Annotated in this window: 17 protein-coding genes; 6 read left to right on the forward strand and 11 right to left on the reverse strand. The window is 31.8% G+C overall.

Annotated features, from left to right (window positions below):
- The first annotated feature begins 69 nt into the window (after nucleotides 1-69).
- Genes MUN68_RS01915 through MUN68_RS01925 form a run of 3 tightly spaced genes read left to right on the forward strand, consistent with a single transcriptional unit; the run spans nucleotide 70 to nucleotide 3419 of the window.
- The gene (locus tag MUN68_RS01915) at nucleotides 70-801 is read left to right on the forward strand and encodes a heavy metal translocating P-type ATPase (protein ID WP_249994996.1); all 732 of its coding nucleotides are present in this window, start codon (nucleotides 70-72) and stop codon (nucleotides 799-801) included.
- Complete coding sequence (locus MUN68_RS01920; RefSeq protein ID WP_249994994.1) at nucleotides 802-3042, forward strand: TonB-dependent receptor plug domain-containing protein; 2241 nt, start codon at nucleotides 802-804, stop codon at nucleotides 3040-3042.
- Between the two features lie 20 nt (nucleotides 3043-3062).
- Entirely contained in the window at nucleotides 3063-3419 is a 357-nt protein-coding gene (locus tag MUN68_RS01925) for a heavy-metal-associated domain-containing protein (RefSeq protein WP_249994993.1), read from the forward strand.
- A 78-nt stretch (nucleotides 3420-3497) separates the two neighbouring features.
- Here MUN68_RS01925 and MUN68_RS01930 read toward each other — a convergent pair whose 3' ends face one another.
- The 11 genes from MUN68_RS01930 to miaB all read right to left on the reverse strand — a co-directional run bounded on the left by MUN68_RS01930 (nucleotide 3498) and on the right by miaB (nucleotide 16926).
- Entirely contained in the window at nucleotides 3498-5921 is a 2424-nt protein-coding gene (locus MUN68_RS01930; protein WP_249994992.1) for a hypothetical protein, read from the reverse strand.
- Between the two features lie 53 nt (nucleotides 5922-5974).
- Nucleotides 5975-8443: a hypothetical protein gene (locus tag MUN68_RS01935; protein WP_249994991.1), complete on the reverse strand. Its 2469-nt coding sequence runs from the start codon at nucleotides 8441-8443 to the stop codon at nucleotides 5975-5977.
- A gap of 121 nt (nucleotides 8444-8564) precedes the next feature.
- Nucleotides 8565-10199 carry a chaperonin GroEL gene (gene groL, locus MUN68_RS01940; RefSeq protein ID WP_249994990.1) on the reverse strand — a complete coding sequence of 545 codons (1635 nt, stop codon included), beginning with the start codon at nucleotides 10197-10199 and terminating at the stop codon, nucleotides 8565-8567.
- A gap of 97 nt (nucleotides 10200-10296) precedes the next feature.
- On the reverse strand, nucleotides 10297-10572 hold the full coding sequence (locus MUN68_RS01945; RefSeq protein ID WP_249994989.1) for a co-chaperone GroES: 276 nt from the start codon (nucleotides 10570-10572) through the stop codon (nucleotides 10297-10299).
- 148 nt (nucleotides 10573-10720) lie between these two features.
- A complete protein-coding gene (secG, locus tag MUN68_RS01950; RefSeq protein ID WP_249994987.1) occupies nucleotides 10721-11074 on the reverse strand; it encodes a preprotein translocase subunit SecG in 354 nt (117 codons plus the stop codon).
- Between the two features lie 5 nt (nucleotides 11075-11079).
- Entirely contained in the window at nucleotides 11080-12030 is a 951-nt protein-coding gene (locus tag MUN68_RS01955) for a hypothetical protein (protein WP_249994986.1), read from the reverse strand.
- 7 nt (nucleotides 12031-12037) lie between these two features.
- On the reverse strand, nucleotides 12038-12544 hold the full coding sequence (locus MUN68_RS01960) for an LptE family protein (RefSeq protein ID WP_249994985.1): 507 nt from the start codon (nucleotides 12542-12544) through the stop codon (nucleotides 12038-12040).
- Nucleotides 12545-12736 carry a hypothetical protein gene (locus MUN68_RS01965; RefSeq protein WP_249994984.1) on the reverse strand — a complete coding sequence of 64 codons (192 nt, stop codon included), beginning with the start codon at nucleotides 12734-12736 and terminating at the stop codon, nucleotides 12545-12547. It abuts the gene before it with no gap.
- 77 nt (nucleotides 12737-12813) lie between these two features.
- Nucleotides 12814-14160: a DUF7507 domain-containing protein gene (locus MUN68_RS01970; protein ID WP_249994983.1), complete on the reverse strand. Its 1347-nt coding sequence runs from the start codon at nucleotides 14158-14160 to the stop codon at nucleotides 12814-12816.
- A gap of 39 nt (nucleotides 14161-14199) precedes the next feature.
- Complete coding sequence (locus tag MUN68_RS01975; RefSeq protein WP_249994982.1) at nucleotides 14200-15471, reverse strand: sigma 54-interacting transcriptional regulator; 1272 nt, start codon at nucleotides 15469-15471, stop codon at nucleotides 14200-14202.
- A gap of 21 nt (nucleotides 15472-15492) precedes the next feature.
- Nucleotides 15493-16926, reverse strand: a complete 1434-nt coding sequence (gene miaB, locus MUN68_RS01980; RefSeq protein WP_249994980.1) for a tRNA (N6-isopentenyl adenosine(37)-C2)-methylthiotransferase MiaB — start codon at nucleotides 16924-16926, stop codon at nucleotides 15493-15495.
- 158 nt (nucleotides 16927-17084) lie between these two features.
- On the opposite strand from miaB, the gene MUN68_RS01985 reads away from it, so the two are divergent.
- From MUN68_RS01985 to topA, 3 genes are all read left to right on the forward strand, one after another.
- On the forward strand, nucleotides 17085-17834 hold the full coding sequence (locus tag MUN68_RS01985; protein ID WP_249994979.1) for a hypothetical protein: 750 nt from the start codon (nucleotides 17085-17087) through the stop codon (nucleotides 17832-17834).
- 53 nt (nucleotides 17835-17887) lie between these two features.
- The gene (locus MUN68_RS01990) at nucleotides 17888-18331 is read left to right on the forward strand and encodes a hypothetical protein (RefSeq protein ID WP_249994978.1); all 444 of its coding nucleotides are present in this window, start codon (nucleotides 17888-17890) and stop codon (nucleotides 18329-18331) included.
- A 166-nt stretch (nucleotides 18332-18497) separates the two neighbouring features.
- Complete coding sequence (topA, locus tag MUN68_RS01995) at nucleotides 18498-21017, forward strand: type I DNA topoisomerase (RefSeq protein ID WP_249994977.1); 2520 nt, start codon at nucleotides 18498-18500, stop codon at nucleotides 21015-21017.
- Nucleotides 21018-21019: the final 2 nt, after the last annotated feature.

Consider the following 21019-nt stretch of genomic DNA (forward strand, 5'->3'; position numbering starts at 1 on the left):
AGTATAAATTCTTTTAAGTATAGGTTTTGATTAGCCTATACAAATTTTATATACTAATAAATCAAAATCATGACACGTACATACAGCATAACAGGTATGACTTGTAATAATTGCAAAGCTTCTGTTGAGAAAGCATTAAAATCTATTGATTCTGTCGAAAATATATCTATTGACTTGGAAAAATCTAAGGCTATAATTGAGATGTCTAACCCAGTTTCTGTTGAAACATTACAAAACGGATTACCATCAAAATATACAATTTTAGACGATTCAGAAGTTAATATTTTTAATAGTTCGACTTCAGAGAAAGATACTCCTAAAAGTGAATTCAGACAATTATTCCCTTTGTTTATAATCTTTGGATATATCATAGGAGCTTCAATATTGTTAAATAATAACCCTTGGAGCACTACCAGTTTTATGCTCGATTTTATGGGCTTATTTTACATTGTGTTTAGTTTCTTTAAGCTACTCGATTTAAAAGGTTTTCCAGATTCATTCAGAATGTATGATCCATTAGCAAAGCGAATTCCTGTATATGGATGGCTATATCCTTTTATTGAATTAGGCTTAGGCTTATTGTTCTTAATGCGAATGGAAATCACTTTAGCACTTGTAATAACCTTGGTGATTCTTGGTGTTACAACTTTTGGAGTTATTAGAACTTTATGGAGTAAAAAATCCATTCAATGTGCTTGCTTAGGAACTGCTTTGAAATTGCCTATGACGAAAGCGACGTTCATTGAAAACAGCATTATGATTACTATGGCTGTTGTCATGTTATTAAAATCCTACAATTAAATGAAAAACATAATATATATCGTATTTATGCTTCCTTTGTTGCTGTTTTCCCAAGATCAATTATCTGGTGAAATTTTGGAAGCTAATACCGAAAATAAAACAATTCCAGTAGTTGGAGCTAATGTGTTTTGGCTCAATACGACTGTTGGTGCAGTAACAGATTTAGATGGGAAATTTACAATTCCATATGAAACGAGTTATAAGCAATTGGTTATAAGTTACGTTGGTTATCAGACAGATACTTTAACTATTGATGCGCCAAAATTTATCAAACACAACCTTAAGCCTTCAAGTGAGTTAGATGAAGTAATAGTAACTTCACGTAAACAATCTACTGTGAAATCTTATATGAGAGCAGCCAATATAATTACTGTAAGTAGTGATGAATTACTTAAAGCAGCCTGTTGTAATTTGTCTGAAAGCTTTGAAACCAATCCGTCAATTGATGTGAATTTTTCTGATGCTCTTACTGGTACGCGACAAATTAAAATGCTGGGTTTAACCAGTAAATATATTTTAATAACCACAGAAAATGTGCCATCAATTCGTGGTGCATCTCAAGCTTTTGGTTTGAGTTTTATTCCAGGTACTTGGGTAGAGAGTATTCAAATTACTAAAGGTGCTGGAAGTGTTACTAATGGATTTGAAAGTATTGCAGGACAAATTAATGCAGAACTTCAAAAACCTTCAACAGACAACCGATTTTTTGTAAACTTATATGGTGCAAGTAGTGAGCGTATGGAATTAAATACTCATTTTAATACTAAGGTGAGTGATAAATGGAGTACAGGTTTTTATATTCATGGTAATACGCATCAGGCCAAACATGATGTTAATGATGACGGATTTCTAGATATGCCTTTGTATAATCAAATTAATGTGATGAATCGTTGGCAGTATGTAAATCCTGAAAAGGGATTAGTGAGTTTTATTAATGTTAGGTATTTAAATGATTCCAAACAGGCTGGGCAATTAGATTTTGATCCCAGTCGAGATAAGCTAACTACTAATTTTTGGGGAAGTGAAATTGATACCGAACGTTTTGAAATCACTACTAAATTTGGATATGTAAATCCAGAAGTTCCATGGCAAAGTTTAGGTGTGCAATTTGCTTTTAGCTCACATAAGCAAGATTCATATTATGGCTTGAACACCTATGATATTAATCATAATAGCGTGTACTCAAATGTGATTTACAATTCTATTATAAATGATTCTAGACATAAGATTAAAACAGGATTAAGTTTTACTTATGATCATTATGATGAGTTGGCAATAAACACTAATTTTGAACGTAGTGAACGTTCATTTGGTGGCTTTTTTGAATACGCTTATGATAATTTAGATAAGCTAACTTTAACGGCTGGACTTCGGTTTGATACGCATAATTTGTTAGGAGAATTTATCACACCACGATTGCATATGAGATATACGCCTTGGGAAAAATCAGCATTACGTTTTTCTATTGGTAAAGGTAAACGAAGTGCAAATATTTTTGCAGAAAATCAAAGTATGTTTGCCACTTCAAGAAGCATAAATATTTTAAATACAAATGGAAGCATTTATGGATTAGATCCTGAAATTGCATGGAATTATGGTGTGTCTTATTTGCAAGGATTTAATCTCTTCGGAAGAAAAGCAGATGTTACTTTTGACTTCTATAGAACCGATTTTCAAAATCAAGTAGTTGTAGATTGGGAAAATCCTCAAGAAGTGAATTTCTATAACCTGAAAGGGGATAGTTTTGCTAATAGTTTTCAAGTGGAATTAAATTATAATATGTTTGATCATTTTGATTTTAGAACAGCTTATAAATATTATGATGTTCAAACAGAGTATCTAACAGGGAAACAATCAAAACCACTAACACCTAAGCATCGTTTTTTTGCAAATGCATCTTATGTAACAAATGCTGAAGAAGGCGCAACGTCTAGATGGAAATTTGATTTGACTTATAATTGGCTAAGTGAGCAGCGTTTTGCTTCAACAAGTTCTAGTTCACAAGGATATAGATTGCCTGAAGAATCACCAACAGTCGGAACTTTAAATGCTCAAGTGACTAAAGTCTTTTCTCCTAAATTTGAAGTATATTTAGGAGGTGAAAATGTAACTAATGTAAGACAAAATAATCCAATTTTAGGCGCAAATGATCCGTTTGGTTCAAATTTTGATACTACATTTGTATATGGTCCAATTTATGGAAGTATGTATTACGCAGGATTACGATTTAAAATAAAATAAATAAATTTAAAATTACAGATATGAAAAAAGTACTAGTTATAATGATTGTGATGTTAGTTTCAATAGCATCATTTGCTCAAAACAAAAATGCAAAAGCTTCTTTAGAAGTTGATGGAGTATGCTTAATGTGTAAAGAGCGTATTGAAAAAGCAGCAATTAGAACAAAAGGTGTTAAATCTGCTATTTGGAGTGTAGAGACTCATGAGTTGAAACTTATTTACGACGAGCGCAAAACGAGTTTAGATGCGATTACAAAAAGTATCGTTGCTGTTGGTCATGATACTAAAGAAGTTAAAGCTACAGATGAAGCTTATAATTCGGTTCATCCATGTTGTAAGTATCGCGATGAAGAAGTGCAAGATGATCATAAAAATTAATAACAATAACTTATAAGAAAAATGCCACATATTATGTGGCATTTTTTGTTTAAAGAGGTTTTTTTTTGTCTAAAATTACTACTGATTTTTATCTACTTTTACAGTTTTTATTTCTGAGATTAATTCACCAGTACTTGTGAAACCTTGAATGACTAAAACAAGATCGTTTAGTCCTGAATCTTTCATTTTATAAGTATACATTCCTAAATCATTTGTTGTGATATTAGAAGCCCAATCTAAGCAAGCAAATTCACTTAACACATCGTCTGATTTAAAATAGTAAGCTGGTGTATAAAACTTTTTTTCAATAGAAAAACCATTTTTTATTACAACATCTCCATATTCTCTTAGTTTAATTTTTTCTAAAGATTGACTCCCATCTTTTCTGTAGATTCTAATAACTCCAGCTGCTGCTGCAGCGCCATAACCTAAACCATTTGTGTTTATGTATATTTCATCAATATCTTCAAAGGTTAGGTTAAATAACATGTCATAGTTATTACCTAGATTAACGTTGTCAATAATAAGAATAGGTTCATTGCTTCCTAAGTATGTTACTGGATTTCTATTTTTAATTCTTGTAAAACCAGTACCTGCTAGATCTTCAACAACAAAACCATTGGCATTTATTAGATCTGAAATATTAAAATAAGTTCGTTCAATCATGGAATCTATTTTTATACCATTACTGTATTTATTTGCGATATATGATTTTTCGTGCTTTAAAGGTTTCTCTACTACTTTTTTCTTTTTATATGAAAGATTTACTGTGTCTAGCTTTTCTATATTATAAGCTTTAAAAGCCGTTCTTAAATCTGATTGAGTCGATTTTTTACGAATAACTTTTGTTTTAGATTTAAAAGCATGCATTAATTCTCTTTTGCCATTTATAGTTTGTATTACAGGGTTTACCTTAGGTACAGCTTTATCATTTTCATATAATGAGAAATTAATGACAGCTCCATCTTTTAAAAAATAGTTGTCAAAAACAAATGTATTTGTGTTTTGGTCTATAGTTGTATTTTCATTAACGCCATTTGTCATTGAAAACATTTGAGTTTTATTTGAACGATGTTTTTTTGCATATCTATTAAAAGTGCCTTCAATTTTAAGACCAACTTCAAAACCATAGGTTACTGGAAGCTGCCCTTTTTTAATGTTTTTCCATTCGTATTTACTCCAGCCTTGTGTGAGTAATAATAAATCTAAATCGTATTTTTTTAATCGATCTACATTTTTAAAATAATGACTTGCATTTTGAACCTGACCTTTAATATAGGGATGAATTAAAAATGAAGACATGATATCTGCATTTGAAGCATTGGTGATATTAATGTTTGGTAAAGTACTTACGCTTAATTGGGATAATTGATTTTGGTTGTTTTGTGTATTAACCTTTAAATTAACTGTGATTGAATCTTTAACTTTTTTTATATTGGTGTTAACAGATGCTACGTTTATATTTTGATAATTGAAAATTAAGCGTTCTAAAATTGGATTTGAATTATCATCAAATAATGCAATAGTATTCACTCCTGGAACTAAGTTTGCTGATTCTACTGGAATGGTGTTCTGTGTTTTAAGATTGTTTAAATCAAGATTAACAACTGAAATTTTTGAATTCTGATTTATAACAAGATAATACGTTTTACCTTTGTTGAGTTCTAATGTATTCGCATTTGTTTTAAGATTTATGTACGTGTATTTTTCGTTGCTGTAATTGTCAATTGTTATATTGAACCCAGTTGGTTTGGGTTTAGGTAAGAATGTTTTTTCTTCTTTATTGTTAATAGTGTAAACGGCATAGTATGTTTTGTCCTTTTCATATATTAAATTGAATTTACCATGACCAAACGAATTAGTTTCAAAGGTTAATACTTCAGTAGTATTATTGTCAAAAATGGAGCCTTTTATTTTTGATTCATTTTGATTTAAATTTGAAACTTTAACACCAATTGTATTGTTCGAGTTTTCTATGGCATAACCACCTTCTGGTAAAAATTGAACATCATGAGGAGTTGCTGTTTCTTCATCTTGAAACGCTTCTAATTCTTCTTTATAAGGATTGACAACATGAATAGGTAAAGATGTAAAAGATTCATCTTCAGGAAAATTATTCATCCAATTGGTATAGGCTCTTAAATAATAATTACCAGGTGTTACAGCTGAGCTTAATTCCATTGTACCACTAACGACACCATTTTGTGCAAAAAACAATTTTTTATCAATTTCTTTGCCTTTTTCATCATATAAACTCACAAAAATATTTGTAGAATTTATAGCTGGTTTATTAGTGTCCTTATTGTAAATGTAGGCTTTAAACCAAACAGGTTCTTCAAGAATAAATACATTTTTGTTAAGGTGTAAATGTATCGTCTCTCTTTCAATACTATAATAGGAAGCGTATGTGTCTTCTAATTGGTTTTTTCTCTCAACTTGAGCATTAGTAAGGTTTACTAAAAAGCTAAGTAAAACGAATAATACTAAGTGTTGTTTTTTCATATTTGAATTGAGGTTAATAGTGTTCAATTTATTGATTATAATTGATCTTTGGGTTAATTGTTCGTGTTTTTGCTAATTGAAAATTCTTTGATTTCAGAAATCAATTTACCATTTACAGTAAAGCCTTCAATAATAAATAATAACCTATCAGCATCAGGTTTTTTTATTTTAAATTGGATGTTGCCGTTCTTATCAGAGATCAGTTTAGGTTGCCAGTCAACGGCACCATAAGTATTAAATAAATGGTTTGATTTATTATAAAATAAAGGTGAATAAAATTCTTTTTGATCTGCGAATCCACCACTAACTAATAGTGAATTTGCGTATCGTGCTAAACTATTATCAGATAGAAGTCCTAAGTCTTTTTTTAAATAAATTCTAATCACACCAGCTCCACCTCTTGATCCATAGCCTAGACCAGATTTATTAAAATATATTTCATCAATTTCATTGGTTCGCATGCTTGTTAAAACTTGATAATCTCTTCCAAAGTTTACATCATCAACGATGAGTAGTGGAGAGTTGCTTCCAAGGAAAGAAACAGGTTGCCTATTAAAAATAGTAATTCGTCCAACATCATTTCTAGCAGTGAATCCATTAGCATTGATAATGTCTATAATAAATGGAAAAGCCCGCTCTTGATCAGATCCAACTTTAATGCCTTTACTGTAAGCATTCCCTATATATTTTAATACATTCTCTTGTTTTTTTTGTTTCACAGTGTTTTTTGAATATAGGTTTATCGTATCAAGTACTTCTCCTTTAAAATCAATGTCAGCATATTTTGTAAGCTCGATTACTTGGTTAGATTCAATGATACTACAAGTATTAGGTGATTTAAAAATTTGGTTCAACGAACTCCTGTCTTTGTTAAGAACCTTCGCGTAAAGTTTTGGCTGTGCTATTTTTTCTCCATCTTTAAAAACACTAAAATGAACTTTAGTTGAATCTTGTATATAGTAGTTGTCAAAGTTGAATGCCTTGTCTTCTCCAATAGGTCTCGTTTCGTTAATATTATTTACGAGTGAAAACAGTTGAATCTGATATTTAGATTTAGGATCTAAAGTCTCATTTATGGTGCCATTTATTGTTACCCCTTTGTCAAATGGTATGATAAGATTTTGAGTCCCTTTTTTAATATTATCCCATTTGTACTTACTCCATCCTTGAGTGAGTAAGGCAAGATCAAGATGAAAGGATTTAATCCTATTAACATCTTCAAAATAAAAATTCGCATTTTCTAATTCACCATTTATATAGGGATCAATATAAATACTACTAATTATGTTTCTGCTTGTGCTTAGCGATTCGGTTTCTGCAGGAAGAACTGAAACACTAATATTAGATGAGAATGCAACATTAGAATTGTCTTTTAAATTAATATGTATTGGAATAGAATCATTGCTAATCGGTTTTGCAGTTAGATTGGTTTTAATATAATCACCTTCTCTATAATTAAATATTAAACGCTCTAGCAATGGCTGAAGTTGATCGTTGAAAACGGTTATCGTATTCACACCAATAGGAAGTTTTTTGTTATCAATTGGAATGACATGGTTTAGGTTTAATTTGTCAATCTCAAGATTAATGACAGAGCTTTTGTTATTTTGATGAATTACGACATAGTAGGTTTTTCCAGCCTCTTTTAGAAGTGTATTCTTATTTGTTTTAAGTGTTAAATAAGTGATGAGTTTAGTGGTGTAATTGTTTAAAGATATTGAAAACCCTATAGGTCTACTTATAGGTAATTTGGTTTCAAAATTCTTATTATTAATTGTGTATTTTGCAGTATAACTTTCACCAGTTACCATGTGAAGATCAAATTTACCTATTCCAAATAGATTGCTTTTAAAAGTATTTATGATTTCATTTTTCGAGTTTACAATTTGTCCATTTATCATTAAGCCTTTGCCTTCACAATTTATAATTTTATAGCCAATACTATTGGTGACATCAGATATGCAATGACCTCCTTCTGGTAAAAATTGTAAATCGAATGTAGAGGTGTTATTTTCTATTACCTCATTAGTTTCAGAATTTGGGTTTATAATTTGAAGCGTTTCGGAAGTAAAAGACTCATCCTCCTGAAAATTTTTCATCCAATTGGTGTGTGCTTTAATAAAGTAATGACCAGAAGCTAGATTTTTAGTGACTTTAAACTGACCAGAAAATGTTCCGTTTTCTGCATAATATAGGTTGGTTTTTAGTGTGTTTCCATCTTTATCATAAAGACTAACATAAATATTTGAAGATGTTATAAAAGGAATGTCTCCTTTTTTATCGTAAATATAGCCTTTAAACCAAATAGATTCATTTAGTAGGAATTTATGTTTATTGAAATGTAAATAAATAGTTTCACGTTCTGCATTAAAGTATGACGTGTAACTGTCTTCTAAAATATTTTCTTTGTTTTGGGAATAGGTGATGCTTGGAGTCAACAAAAAGAGGAATGAAAAAGCAAAAACTAATTTAGGTAAATGATGAATACTTACGGAAGATAAAACTGAGTAGAGATTTTTCATGATATGAATTTATTGATTAAGATAAAGATAAAATCACAAATTTTGTGCCTTATAATAAAAAAAAGAGCTTCCAAATATTTGAAAGCTCTTTTATAATTTAAAAAATTTTATCAAAATGATTTTACATCATTCCTGGCATTCCGCCTCCCATTGGTGGCATTCCGCCAGCAGGAGTATCTTCTTTAATGTCAACTAATGCACATTCAGTAGTTAGAATCATTCCAGCAACAGATGCTGCATTTTCTAAAGCAACACGAGTTACTTTTTTAGGATCGATAATTCCTGCTTTTAGCATATCAACATAAGTTTCTGTTTTGGCATCAAAACCGAAGTCTTTTTTACCTTCCATAACTTTAGAGATGACTACAGAACCTTCACCACCTGCATTAGAAACAATGGTTCTTAAAGGCGCTTCAATTGCTCTAGCTACAATTTGAATTCCTGTAACTTCATCAAGGTTTTCAGTAGTGATTTTTTCTAAAACTGATTTTGCTCTAACCAATGCAACACCACCTCCAGCGACGATACCTTCTTCAACTGCAGCTCTTGTAGCATGTAAAGCATCATCAACACGATCTTTCTTTTCTTTCATCTCCACTTCAGAAGCAGCACCAACATATAAAACAGCAACACCACCAGCTAATTTAGCCAGACGTTCTTGAAGTTTTTCTTTGTCATAATCACTCGTAGTCGTTTCAATTTGAGCTTTTATTTGATTAACTCTTGCTTTAATATCTGAAGACTTTCCAGAACCATTTACAATTGTTGTGTTGTCTTTATCAATCATGATAGATTCAGCAGTACCTAACATGCTTAAATCTGCATTTTCAAGAGAAAAGCCTCTTTCTTCAGAAATTACAGTTCCACCAGTTAAGATGGCTATGTCTTCTAACATTGCTTTTCTTCTGTCTCCAAATCCTGGAGCTTTTACAGCAGCAATTTTAAGTCCACCACGTAATTTATTAACTACTAAAGTTGCTAAGGCCTGACCTTCAACATCTTCAGCGATAATTAATAATGGTCTGCTAGATTGTGCAACAGGTTCTAGAATTGGAAGAATTTCCTGTAAGTTAGAAATCTTTTTATCGAATAATAAAATATATGGATTTTCTAAATCTGCAATCATTTTATCCGAATCTGTAACAAAGTAAGGAGAAAGGTAACCTCTATCAAACTGCATGCCTTCAACAACATCAACATAGGTATCGGTTCCTTTAGCTTCTTCTACAGTGATTACACCTTCTTTTCCAACTTTACCAAAAGCAGTTGCAATTAAATCACCAATAGTATCATCATTATTTGCAGAAATTGAAGCGACTTGCTTAATCATTTCAGAAGAATTACCAACCTTTTTAGATTGCTTATCTAAGTTTTCAGTAATTGCAATTACAGCTTTGTCGATACCACGTTTTAAATCCATTGGATTTGCACCAGCAGCAACATTTTTCAACCCTTCTTTAACGATGGCTTGAGCTAAAACTGTAGCAGTTGTTGTTCCGTCTCCAGCTAAATCATTAGTTTTAGAAGCGACTTCTTTAACCATTTGAGCTCCCATATTTTCAAGCTCATTTTCAAGTTCTACTTCTTTTGCTACAGTAACACCATCTTTAGTGACTTGAGGTGCTCCAAATGATCTGCTAATAATTACATTACGCCCTTTTGGTCCCAAGGTTACTTTTACTGCATTTGCTAATGCATCAACACCACGTTTTAATCCGTCACGTGCTTCAATATCAAATTTTATATCTTTTGCCATTTTTTTATGTTTTTGTCATTCCTACGAATGCAGGAGTATTATGTTTTTAACTGATTTTTAATTGGATTCCGTATCAAGTACGGAATGACAGAATTGTTTAAACAATTGCTAATATGTCACTTTCACGCATGATGAGGTAATCTTTACCTTCTAGCTTTAGTTCAGTTCCTGCATATTTTCCGTATAGAACAGTATTACCCGTTTTAACAGTCATAGGTTCATCTTTAGTGCCTTTACCAACAGCGACAACTTTTCCTTTTTGTGGTTTTTCTTTAGCATTGTCTGGAATAATAATTCCTGAAGCTGTTTTAGTTTCAGCTTGAACAGGTTCAATAAGAACTCGATCTGCTAATGGTTTAATATTTAAGCTCATTGTTATATAAGATTTTAATTAAATGATTAATGTTAATGCTTATGCATTATGCTAAAAATGTGCCAATGGGATAATACTGACAAAGTTTCAGATATAAAAAATGCCAACAGTACTGTTGGCATTTTTTATATGGTATGTTTTGTATTTGTTATTCTGTAGCTCCATCAGGAGTTGCAGTGTCTTCAGCTGAAGTATTTGGAGTTGTTACAGGAACTGATATTTCTGTGTCGTCTCCATTAATTACTTTAGAATCTTGAGCACCACCAGCTCCAGGAATAGCAAAGTTAGATGCTAAAATTAGCGCTAACAATAAAGTAGCTAAAGCCCAAGTACTTTTATCTAAGAAATCTGTTGTCTTTTTAACACCACCCATTTGTTGTGTGCCACCACCTCCAAAAGAAGATGATAATCCGCCACCTTTTGGGTTTTGTACCATTACTACTACGACTAGTAAAAATGCAACTAGTACGATAAGGATTAAAAATATAGTAAACGTATTCATTAGTTCTATGTATTATTTTCTTGTAATTGTTTGACTGCTTTAATTTGGTCTGCAAAGAAACCACTTTTTTCTGGATATTTCAAACTTAAAATTTTATAAGATTGAATTGCCTTTTCATAATTATTCTGTTCTAGGTAGATTCTTGCTAATGTCTCTGTCATTAAGCCATCATGCTTAGCTGTGTCCTCTGATTTTAGCTCTATTTTTGGACTCTCTTTTGAAGGCACTATTTTTGGATTGCTTTCTAAAAACTTGTCAATAAGCTCAAATTTTTTGTGAATTGAAGGGTTCGTTTTTTCAGAATTATTGTCTGATTTGTCTTTTGAAACCGTAGTTGATTCCTCGCGATTGATAGGTTTGAAACTTGTTATTTTTAGCCATTCTGTGAATGAGTGTGTTTCAGATTTATTAAAATCTAAGGGTTTTCCAATCTGTAAAGCTTCTTCTGGAGCTTCTTCTATTGATTTGGCGTCAATATCAAGAATTACTTGTTCTGGTGTAGAATTCCGAAGAGCTAAAAAATTTGCAACATCTTCTTTTTTTAACTTTTCTTCAAATAGGTGTGGGTCAAGAACACCTTCAGTATTTTTTACATGCTCTTTTAGTGCATCGTCAATGGTAACACTTCTGTCAATCGAAATATCATCTGCTTCATTGACAATAATGCCTTTGAGGTGTTCTGAGTTTTGCTTAATAATTTGAGATATTTCATTTTGATTAAAAGCTTCAGAAGTGACATAATCAAACAAAATACTACGATCTGTAGTGTAGGCTGCAGTCGTTTTTAACTCTTGGTTGTATTTAAAGCTTTCTTTGTTTTTAAGTCCTTTAAGGTATAATGCTCTTGCAGATTGTGCATACGGGAACTCTGTGATTAACTCTTGTAATTGTTGGGTTTGCTCAGGTGTAATATTCTGAGGGTTTTGGAGTATGTGTGTGAAATCTGTTGTATTCAAAATAGTATTACCATTTAGCTAAGGTAGCATTAAATATGTCTTGTGTGATACGCTCAAAAATTTCTTCTATTGCTGTATCTTTTTGTGAGCCTATTAATTGTTCGCCACCATCATAATCAAAAAAGAAAGAGAAGCGTTTTTCAAATTCTTCTTCAGGTTCATTTTTATCATAAAAGCGAACATTAACACCAATCGTTAGTCTGTTTTGTGCAGCTGTACTATTTGCTTGAGCAGTTGTTGGTGAAATTCGGTATTCAGTAATTTCACCTTCATAAATTAAATCACCACCAGAATTCACAATGCTTAAATTGGTTTGATTTAAAATCAAATCTTGAAGCGCTAACGTGAAGTCACGATCTAAACCAGGTTCTACTAAATCTGATGCGTTTTGAAAATAATTAACTTGAAAGGTTTCAATATTGTCAGCAATTGAAGTTCCTGTGAAAGAATACTTCCAGCATCCAAAAAATAGCACAGGTACACAAAGGAGAATTATTTTTTTTAATACGTTCATTTAATACGTGTTTGGACGTTTCATTGTTATGAAAGCATAAATTTTACCACCTTCAATTGTAAAAGATGTGGTTATTAATCGATAGCCTTTGTAGTGTTTTTCGTTGATTAAATCTTCAGCCTCTTTTCTAATAGCTTCCGAACTGTTTGGTCCAAACGATCGTCTTAATCTAAATATTTCAACTGCTTTCATGTATTGTTTAGATGATTTTATAAGTTCAAAAATAACTTTTTTAAAAATCTGATTGTCATAAAATTTTCAAAAATTATTTAATCTGTAATAACATCACCTTGGTAGTAATATCTAGAATATGGATTAATATCATAAGCCCCAAGTTCATCCATATATTGTTTGCTACCTGTAATGGGTAAATTGTTTTCATTAAACTCATAATCATAGAGTATATAACTTGGATCTGAATAATTTATAAGCGTTAGGTTATTTGCGTTTATTAAAATGTTTAATTTTGATGGCTGAATTCCAAAGGTTAAGTTCCTAATAAAACCATAAACATCAATAAGATTTGTGTCACCAAAAAGTGGATTTGGATTTGTGTCATATCCATAATCAACACAGTCTGTATCTCCACAACTATTAGTGACGTTATTTGAATATCCATTAGATTCAAATTCAGAACAGTCACCATAAACTTGTAGCTCGTTAGTTGTTAAATTAGTTATCTCGCCACCTGAATAAAGACAGCGTTTTACTATAGGATTTCCTGTAAATACTTCATATTTATCATACCATAATTCATATTCTTCATAAGTGACACCATTGTCTTCATAGGTTAATGGCCCATCACTATAATAACTTTCAGAATCTATATAATAATTCTCAGTTTCAAAGAATTCAAAATTTCGGTTTCCAATGCTTAAGATTCGGTTTCCAGTGCCATAAACTATATCTTGAGATTCAATAGGAACATTATTAATATCTGTTATGGTAATGTTGATTAGTTGTTGTGAATTGTCAAACTCAAAATAAAATTTAGTATCTGTAGTGTGCAATTCTTTAATACGACCATCAGCATTAAAAAAATACTTGTTAGATGGGTTTCCTTCTGAATTTAATAAATGATATTCAGCAATAATTAATGGGTCAAATTCAATATTGATTTCTGTGTCATCATTTTCTGAATTACCATCAGAATCGTCACCATTATCGCTAAGGTCAGAAACACTTTCATTTTGAGGTGTCATCGCATTTACTGTTACCGAATAACTCAATCCGTCTGCGTCGACTTCACTTTGTGTAATTGTAAAACGTGCAGTGTAAGTAGCAATTTCGCTAGCTTGAATAGAACCCATTGTGCTTCCTAAAGAAGCATTTATAAAATTGGGAGCTGTATCAAGTTCTAATGAATTATTTAAAAAATCTTTTAATGAACTTACAAGAGATAAGCTTGATAAAGAGACATCTCCAGTATTTTGTATTGAAATGGTGTATTCTATAATGTCATCAACACCATTAATACCATTACCTTCGTCAATTACTGAAGCTGTAACTGTAACTTCTATAGCAGAGTTGTCAACCTCTTGCGAATCAGGATCTTCAGAAGAACTACAAGAGGTTAATAGAAGTATGGTAATTAGAAACGTAAAAAGGAATCTCATTTTATGCAATTTATGATTTCCTTAAAGTTACTAAAAAATCTATAAATCGAATTGCTTTATTTTTCTATATAAAGTGCGTTCACTGATGCCTAATTCTGCAGCTGCAAGTTTACGCTTTCCACTGTGACGTTCTAGTGATTTTTTTATAAGCTCTAACTCTTTATCATGTAAAGATAAGGTTTCTTCCTCTTGAATCTCTTCAGCAAAATGATATTTATCTTGAGAAGCGTCATCAACAGTTTCAGTAAACGTATCATTTTTATCAGCAATAGGTAATACTTCTAAATCTTGAAATTCATCTTCAAAAGATGCTTTTTCTTTATTGCCACCATATATTTTCTGAATTAAATGCTCGTTGTCTTTTTGAACCTCATTTCCATTGCCACTTTTCATCAATTCCATCGTAAGCTTTTTGAGATCTGTAAGATCACTTTTCATGTCAAAAAGTACTTTGTAAAGAATTTCACGTTCATTGCTGAAATCGCTTTCAGATTTAGAATTATTTATAACAGCTGGTAAATTTGTGGATGTATTAGGTAAGTAAGCTCTAAGCGACGTTGCATTTATAATACGATTTTGCTCTAGCACCGAAATTTGTTCAGCAACATTACGCAGTTGTCTAATGTTACCATTCCAACGAAACTTTAATAGCATGTCTACGGCATCATCATTTAGCTTAATGGTTGGCATTTTATATTTTAATGCAAAGTCACTAGCGAATTTTCTAAATAATAAATGAATGTCTTCCTGACGCTCTCTCAAAGGAGGTATATTGATTTCTACAGTACTTAACCTGTAGTAAAGGTCTTCACGAAATTTTTCTTTTTTTATAGCTTCAAACATATTTACGTTTGTGGCAGCTACAATTCGAACATCAGTTTTTTGTACTTTACTTGAACCTACTTTTATGAATTCTCCATTTTCTAAAACACGTAATAAACGTACTTGGGTTGTTAGAGGTAATTCACCAACTTCATCTAAAAAGATGGTTCCTCCATCTGCAACTTCAAAATAGCCAGATCGTGTTGAAGTCGCTCCTGTAAAGGCTCCTTTTTCATGGCCAAATAGTTCACTGTCAATAGTTCCTTCTGGAATTGCACCACAGTTTACAGCAATATATTTGCCATGTTTGCGATGTGATAATTGGTGTATGATTTTTGGAATACTTTCTTTACCAACACCACTTTCACCTGTCACTAATACCGAAATATCAGTAGGAGAGACTTGAATCGATTTTTCAATTGCGCGATTAAGTTTAGCGTTGTTGCCAATGATTCCGAAACGTTGTTTTATGGCTTGTATTGATTCCATTTGTTTTTCTTAATTTTCTTTTTAATATCCAACAGCCTCACCAATTAAAGTGGCACTTGTGCAATCTAAAACTTTAACTTTAACTAATTCTCCAACCTTGAAATTTTCCTTAGGAAATACAGCTACAATGTTTTGGGATGTTTTTCCAGACCATTGGTCGTTTGATTTTTTTGATTCTCGCTCAATAAGGACTTCAACTTCTGTGTTGAGATATTTTTTAATTTGAATGGCACCATGCTCACGTTGTAATTGTACAATTTCAGCAAGGCGTCGTTTCTTTGTGTCTTCAGTTACATCGTCTTCCAATTTGCGTTCTGCCATAGTTCCTGGACGTTCAGAATACATATACATAAAACCAAAGTTGTATTTCACATACTCCATTAAACTTAAAGTATCTTGATGATCTTGTTCTGTTTCAGTCGGAAAACCTGCAATTAAGTCCTGACTAATAGAACATTCTGGAAGGATACGTCTTATGTTGTCAATGAGATTAAAATAGTCTTCTCTTGTGTGTAAGCGGTTCATTTCTTTTAAAATACGATTACTTCCGCTTTGAACGGGTAAGTGAATGTGTTTACATATATTATCAAATTTCGTCATGGTTTTTATCACATCCAATGTCAAATCTTGCGGATTACTGGTAGAAAAACGAATACGCATTTTTGGTTGAGCTTTAGCACATAATTCTAATAGCTGTGAAAAATTTATAGCTGTTGCTTTTTGTAAATCACTCGCTTTTGAAAAATCTTTTTTGAGTCCGCCACCATACCATAAATAGCTGTCTACATTTTGACCTAAAAGTGTAATTTCTTTAAAGCCTTTATTCCATAAATCATTAACTTCTTCAATAATGCTGTGAGGATCACGACTACGTTCGCGACCTCTGGTAAAAGGTACTACGCAAAATGTACACATGTTATCACAGCCACGAGTTATAGAAACTAAAGCTGAAACACCGTTGCTGTTTAATCGAACTGGCGAAATGTCGCCATAGGTTTCTTCTTTTGAAAGCACAACATTTATAGCATCTCGACCATCATCAACTTCGGCTAAAAGGTTAGGTAAATCTTTATAGGCATCTGGACCAACGACTAAATCAACAATTTTTTCTTCTTCTAAAAATTTAGTTTTTAAACGTTCAGCCATACAACCTAAAACACCAACTTTCATTTTTGGGTTTATACGTTTTACTGCATTGTATTTTTCTAATCGTTTTCTTACTGTTTGTTCAGCCTTGTCACGTATAGAGCAGGTGTTTACAAGTACCAAATCAGCGTCTTCTAGGTTTTGTGTGGTGTTAAATCCCTGTTCAGACAATATTGAAGCTACTATTTCACTATCGCTAAAATTCATGGCACAGCCATAACTTTCAATAAAAAGTTTACGACTATTTTCTTGTTTAGCTTCGAGAAAAAGGGATTCTCCTTGCTTGTTTTCGTCAATTGTTTTTTTCATAGGTGATTTTAGCTCCAGCAAACTTCCAATTATAATAATGATGCTGATTCAATAAGCATGCAAAGATACGATATTTTTGAAAAATATGACAAAGTGGCAGTGCTATAATTTTCTAAATAAGAATAATTACATTTGAGGAACGAATCAATCTATTACAAATGGCATTTCAAAATATTCAAAATAAAATTAAAAGTTCTCAAAAATTAGATTTTGGGAATATACTTGACCTTTCTATTAAACTATTTAAAGAGGTTTGGTTAAAAGGAGTTTTAATGATTTTAATTACGATGGTTTTTGGAGGTGTTATCGCTATTTTATTTGTGTCTATTGGTCTAATTCCAAACCCTTATGATGTTGCAGGAAGTGAAGCGTTAAATTTAACAACCTATTATGCTAAAAGTGCATTTAATAATTTACCTCAAACAATTGTCGTTAGTCCTGTGGTTTTTGGAATGTTAGCTGGTTTTTATAGAATTTGTAAGCAAGTTGATTTAAAGGAGTCTCAAGACGATGATATATTTTATTTTTTTAAAGGTGATAATGTTAGAAAGGTATTAATGCTTGGTCTCATATACTCAATAATTGCTACTGTTGCACAAGCGTTATTTTTATTACCTTATATATATGTCTTCATTCCTTTATCATTTTTTGCGGTTGTTTTTGCTCATAATCCAGAATTGAGTGAAACAGAAATTGTTAAACTAAGCTTTAGTTTAGGGAATAAGAAATGGTTTTTAACCTTCGGATTAATGTTTATTACTGGGATTTTAGGCATGCTTGGTATTATCGCTTGTGGAATAGGCGTTATATTCACTATTTCAATAGTTTACCTACCAGTCTATTTTATATATCGTGAAGTTGTAGGTTTTGAAGATCATGATGAAATCAAATACATTGGCAGTGAATAAGGAATTTAACGCAACCATTTGTTTGTTTGTACATCTAAATAAAAATTGATGTTATGAAATTATCTAAAATTAGTATGGCTTTAATCTGTTTCCCGTTATTATTGATGAATACGCAATGTGATGAAGATGATGACTTTCAAGTTCGTAATTGTGGTCAAACAGTCATTATTGATAATGCGTTTTATGAATCTGCAATTTCAGGAGATTATGCATTAGTTGGTTTTGAAATTATTGAAGATTGCTTAACCATTGAAGTTTCAGCAAGTGGATGTGATGGCGAGTCATGGAGTATGGTTTTAGTTGACTCAGGAGCTGTTGCTGAATCATCACCAGAACAGCGTTATTTAAAGTTTGTATTTACAAATGAGGAAGCATGTTTGGCAGTGTTTAGTCAGAGTCGTGTATTTGATCTTTCAGGATTAAGAGTTGATGGCTCAAATGAAATAGTTTTGAATATTGAAGGTGTTCCAGATCCTATTAATTATTTATATCCATAAATTAAAATGAGGTCATACATTATATATGTATTAAATTTTACACTTTTTTTAAGTGAATTTTCATAGATAAACACACACTTTTTTAAGATTAAATACCATCGAAATTTTTAAAAATTAGGATGATAAATTTTTTTTGACATACATTTGTAGCCTGAAAAAATCAAATATGCCGAAGAATTTAGTCATTGTAGAGTCACCAGCAAAAGCCAAAACCATAGAAAAATTTCTTGGAAAAGATTTTAAAGTAGAATCTAGTTTTGGACATATTGCAGACTTACCTTCAAAAGAATTAGGAGTAGATGTAGATGGAGATTTTGATCCTAAATATCAAGTTTCAAAAGACAAGAAAGATGTCGTTAAAAAATTAAAGGAGCTCGCTAAAAAAGCTGAAATGGTTTGGTTAGCAAGTGATGAGGATCGTGAAGGAGAGGCTATTGCGTGGCACTTAGCTGAAACTTTAAAATTAGATAAATCAAAGACGAAACGTATTGTTTTTCATGAGATTACAAAATCTGCCATTCAAAATGCAATCGAAAACCCAAGAGGTATAGATTATGATTTGGTAGATGCGCAACAAGCAAGACGTGTTTTAGATCGTATAGTTGGTTACGAATTATCTCCAGTATTATGGAGAAAAGTAAAAGGCGGATTATCTGCAGGACGTGTGCAATCGGTTTCAGTACGTTTAATTGTAGAACGTGAACGTGAAATTATTGATTTTACTGCTGAAGCGTCTTATCGTATTGATGCTGAGTTTTCAAATGAAGATGGACAAACATTTAAAGCAAAACTTCCAAAGAATTTTTCTTCAAAAAAAGAAGCCTATGCCTTTTTAGAATCTAATGCAAATGCAGATTTTAAAGTAGCAGATTTACAAAAAAAACCAGCAAAGAAATCACCAGCAGCACCATTTACAACGTCTACCTTACAACAAGAAGCATCCAGAAAGTTAGGATTTTCAGTTAGTAGAACAATGCAAAATGCACAACGTTTATATGAAGCTGGTTTGATTACTTATATGAGAACTGATAGTGTTAATTTATCTAATGAAGCTCAAAAAGGAGCAAAAGCAGAAATTGAAGATGCTTATGGTTCTAAGTTTAGTAAATCAAGACAATATAAAGGAAAATCAAAAGGAGCTCAAGAAGCTCACGAAGCGATTAGACCAACAGATTTTAAAAAACATTCCGTAGATATTGAGCGTGATCAAGCACGATTATATGATTTAATTTGGAAACGTGCTATTGCCTCTCAAATGAGTGATGCAGAGTTAGAACGTACCAATGTGAAAATTAATGCGTCAACTCATAAAGAAACATTTACTGCTAATGGTGAGGTGATTACTTTTGAAGGGTTTTTAAAAGTATATCTTGAAGGTACAGATGATGAAGATACTGAGCAAGAAGGAATGTTGCCTGCAATGAAAGTCAATGAAACACTATTAAATAGTTATATCACTGCAACTGAGCGTTTTTCTCGTCCACCATATCGTTACACTGAAGCATCTCTAGTTAAAAAATTAGAAGAATTAGGTATTGGTCGTCCGTCAACATATGCACCAACAATTTCTACGATACAGAATAGAAATTATGTAGAAAAAGGATCTAATGAAGGTGTAGAAAGAGATTATACACAACTCCTACTTCAAAGCGGAAGTGTAAAAGATAATTCACTTACAGAAAAAGTAAATAGTGATAAAGGAAAATTGGTGCCAACAGATATTGGAATGATAGTTACCGATTTTCTTGTCAATCATTTTGGAGGTATCTTAGATTATAATTTTACAGCAAAAGTAGAGGCGGATTTTGATGAAATTGCTGAAGGAAAAGAAGATTGGAAAAAAATGATGAAAGATTTCTATAAAGACTTTCATCCAAAAGTAGAAGATGTTGCTGCAAATGCAGATCGCGAATCTGGTGAACGTGTTCTTGGAAAAGATCCTAAAACAGGTAAGCAAGTTAGTGTGCGTTTAGGTAAATTCGGGCCAATGGTTCAAATAGGTACAGTTGATGATGAAGAGAAACCTCAATTTGCAAGCTTATCTCCAGATCAACAATTAACTACGATTACTTATGAAGAAGCAATGGAGCTATTTAAGTTGCCAAAGCAATTAGGAACTTATGAAGATGAACCTGTTGAGGTTAATAATGGTCGTTTTGGTCCTTATGTGAAATTTGGAAAGCAATTCGTTTCACTTCCAAAAGGTACAAATCCAATGGATGTAGAGATGGATATGGCTATTGAATTGATTAAAGAAAAGCAAAAAGCTGATGCTCCTATATATATGTATCAAGATTTACCTGTTCAAAAAGGAAAAGGACGTTTTGGGCCATTTATAAAATGGAACAGTATGTTTATCAATGTCAACAAAAAATACGATTGGGATAATTTATCTGATACTGATATTGTAACTTTGATTGAAGAAAAAATTCAGAAAGAAATTGATAAAGTCATTCACAATTGGGAAGAAGAAGGGATTCGAGTTGAAAAGGCACGATGGGGAAGACATAATATTATTAAAGGAAAAATAAAAGTAGAGCTTCCAAAAACAGTTGATGTTTCAGAAATGACTTTAGAGCAAGCTAAAGCTGAAATAGAAAAGAAGGCTCCTAAGAAAAAAGCGCCTAAGAAAAAAACTGCAACAAAAAAGAAGACTACTAAAAAGAAAACAGCTACTAAAAAGTAATA

Origin of the sequence: Psychroserpens ponticola (genome assembly GCF_023556315.2) — a bacterium.
In the GTDB taxonomy this organism is placed as follows: Bacteria; Bacteroidota; Bacteroidia; order Flavobacteriales; family Flavobacteriaceae; genus Psychroserpens; species Psychroserpens ponticola.

What these genes read in the sequence shown, in the direction of transcription:
- MUN68_RS01915 (WP_249994996.1), top strand. Translation starts at nt 70, where the DNA reads ATGACACGTACATACAGCATAACAGGTATGACTTGTAATAATTGCAAA.
- MUN68_RS01920 (WP_249994994.1), top strand. Translation starts at nt 802, where the DNA reads ATGAAAAACATAATATATATCGTATTTATGCTTCCTTTGTTGCTGTTT.
- MUN68_RS01925 (WP_249994993.1), top strand. Translation starts at nt 3,063, where the DNA reads ATGAAAAAAGTACTAGTTATAATGATTGTGATGTTAGTTTCAATAGCA.
- MUN68_RS01930 (WP_249994992.1), bottom strand. Translation starts at nt 5,921, where the DNA reads ATGAAAAAACAACACTTAGTATTATTCGTTTTACTTAGCTTTTTAGTA.
- MUN68_RS01935 (WP_249994991.1), bottom strand. Translation starts at nt 8,443, where the DNA reads ATGAAAAATCTCTACTCAGTTTTATCTTCCGTAAGTATTCATCATTTA.
- groL (WP_249994990.1), bottom strand. Translation starts at nt 10,199, where the DNA reads ATGGCAAAAGATATAAAATTTGATATTGAAGCACGTGACGGATTAAAA.
- MUN68_RS01945 (WP_249994989.1), bottom strand. Translation starts at nt 10,572, where the DNA reads ATGAGCTTAAATATTAAACCATTAGCAGATCGAGTTCTTATTGAACCT.
- secG (WP_249994987.1), bottom strand. Translation starts at nt 11,074, where the DNA reads ATGAATACGTTTACTATATTTTTAATCCTTATCGTACTAGTTGCATTT.
- MUN68_RS01960 (WP_249994985.1), bottom strand. Translation starts at nt 12,544, where the DNA reads ATGAACGTATTAAAAAAAATAATTCTCCTTTGTGTACCTGTGCTATTT.
- MUN68_RS01965 (WP_249994984.1), bottom strand. Translation starts at nt 12,736, where the DNA reads ATGAAAGCAGTTGAAATATTTAGATTAAGACGATCGTTTGGACCAAAC.
- MUN68_RS01970 (WP_249994983.1), bottom strand. Translation starts at nt 14,160, where the DNA reads ATGAGATTCCTTTTTACGTTTCTAATTACCATACTTCTATTAACCTCT.
- MUN68_RS01975 (WP_249994982.1), bottom strand. Translation starts at nt 15,471, where the DNA reads ATGGAATCAATACAAGCCATAAAACAACGTTTCGGAATCATTGGCAAC.
- miaB (WP_249994980.1), bottom strand. Translation starts at nt 16,926, where the DNA reads ATGAAAAAAACAATTGACGAAAACAAGCAAGGAGAATCCCTTTTTCTC.
- MUN68_RS01985 (WP_249994979.1), top strand. Translation starts at nt 17,085, where the DNA reads ATGGCATTTCAAAATATTCAAAATAAAATTAAAAGTTCTCAAAAATTA.
- MUN68_RS01990 (WP_249994978.1), top strand. Translation starts at nt 17,888, where the DNA reads ATGAAATTATCTAAAATTAGTATGGCTTTAATCTGTTTCCCGTTATTA.
- topA (WP_249994977.1), top strand. Translation starts at nt 18,498, where the DNA reads ATGCCGAAGAATTTAGTCATTGTAGAGTCACCAGCAAAAGCCAAAACC.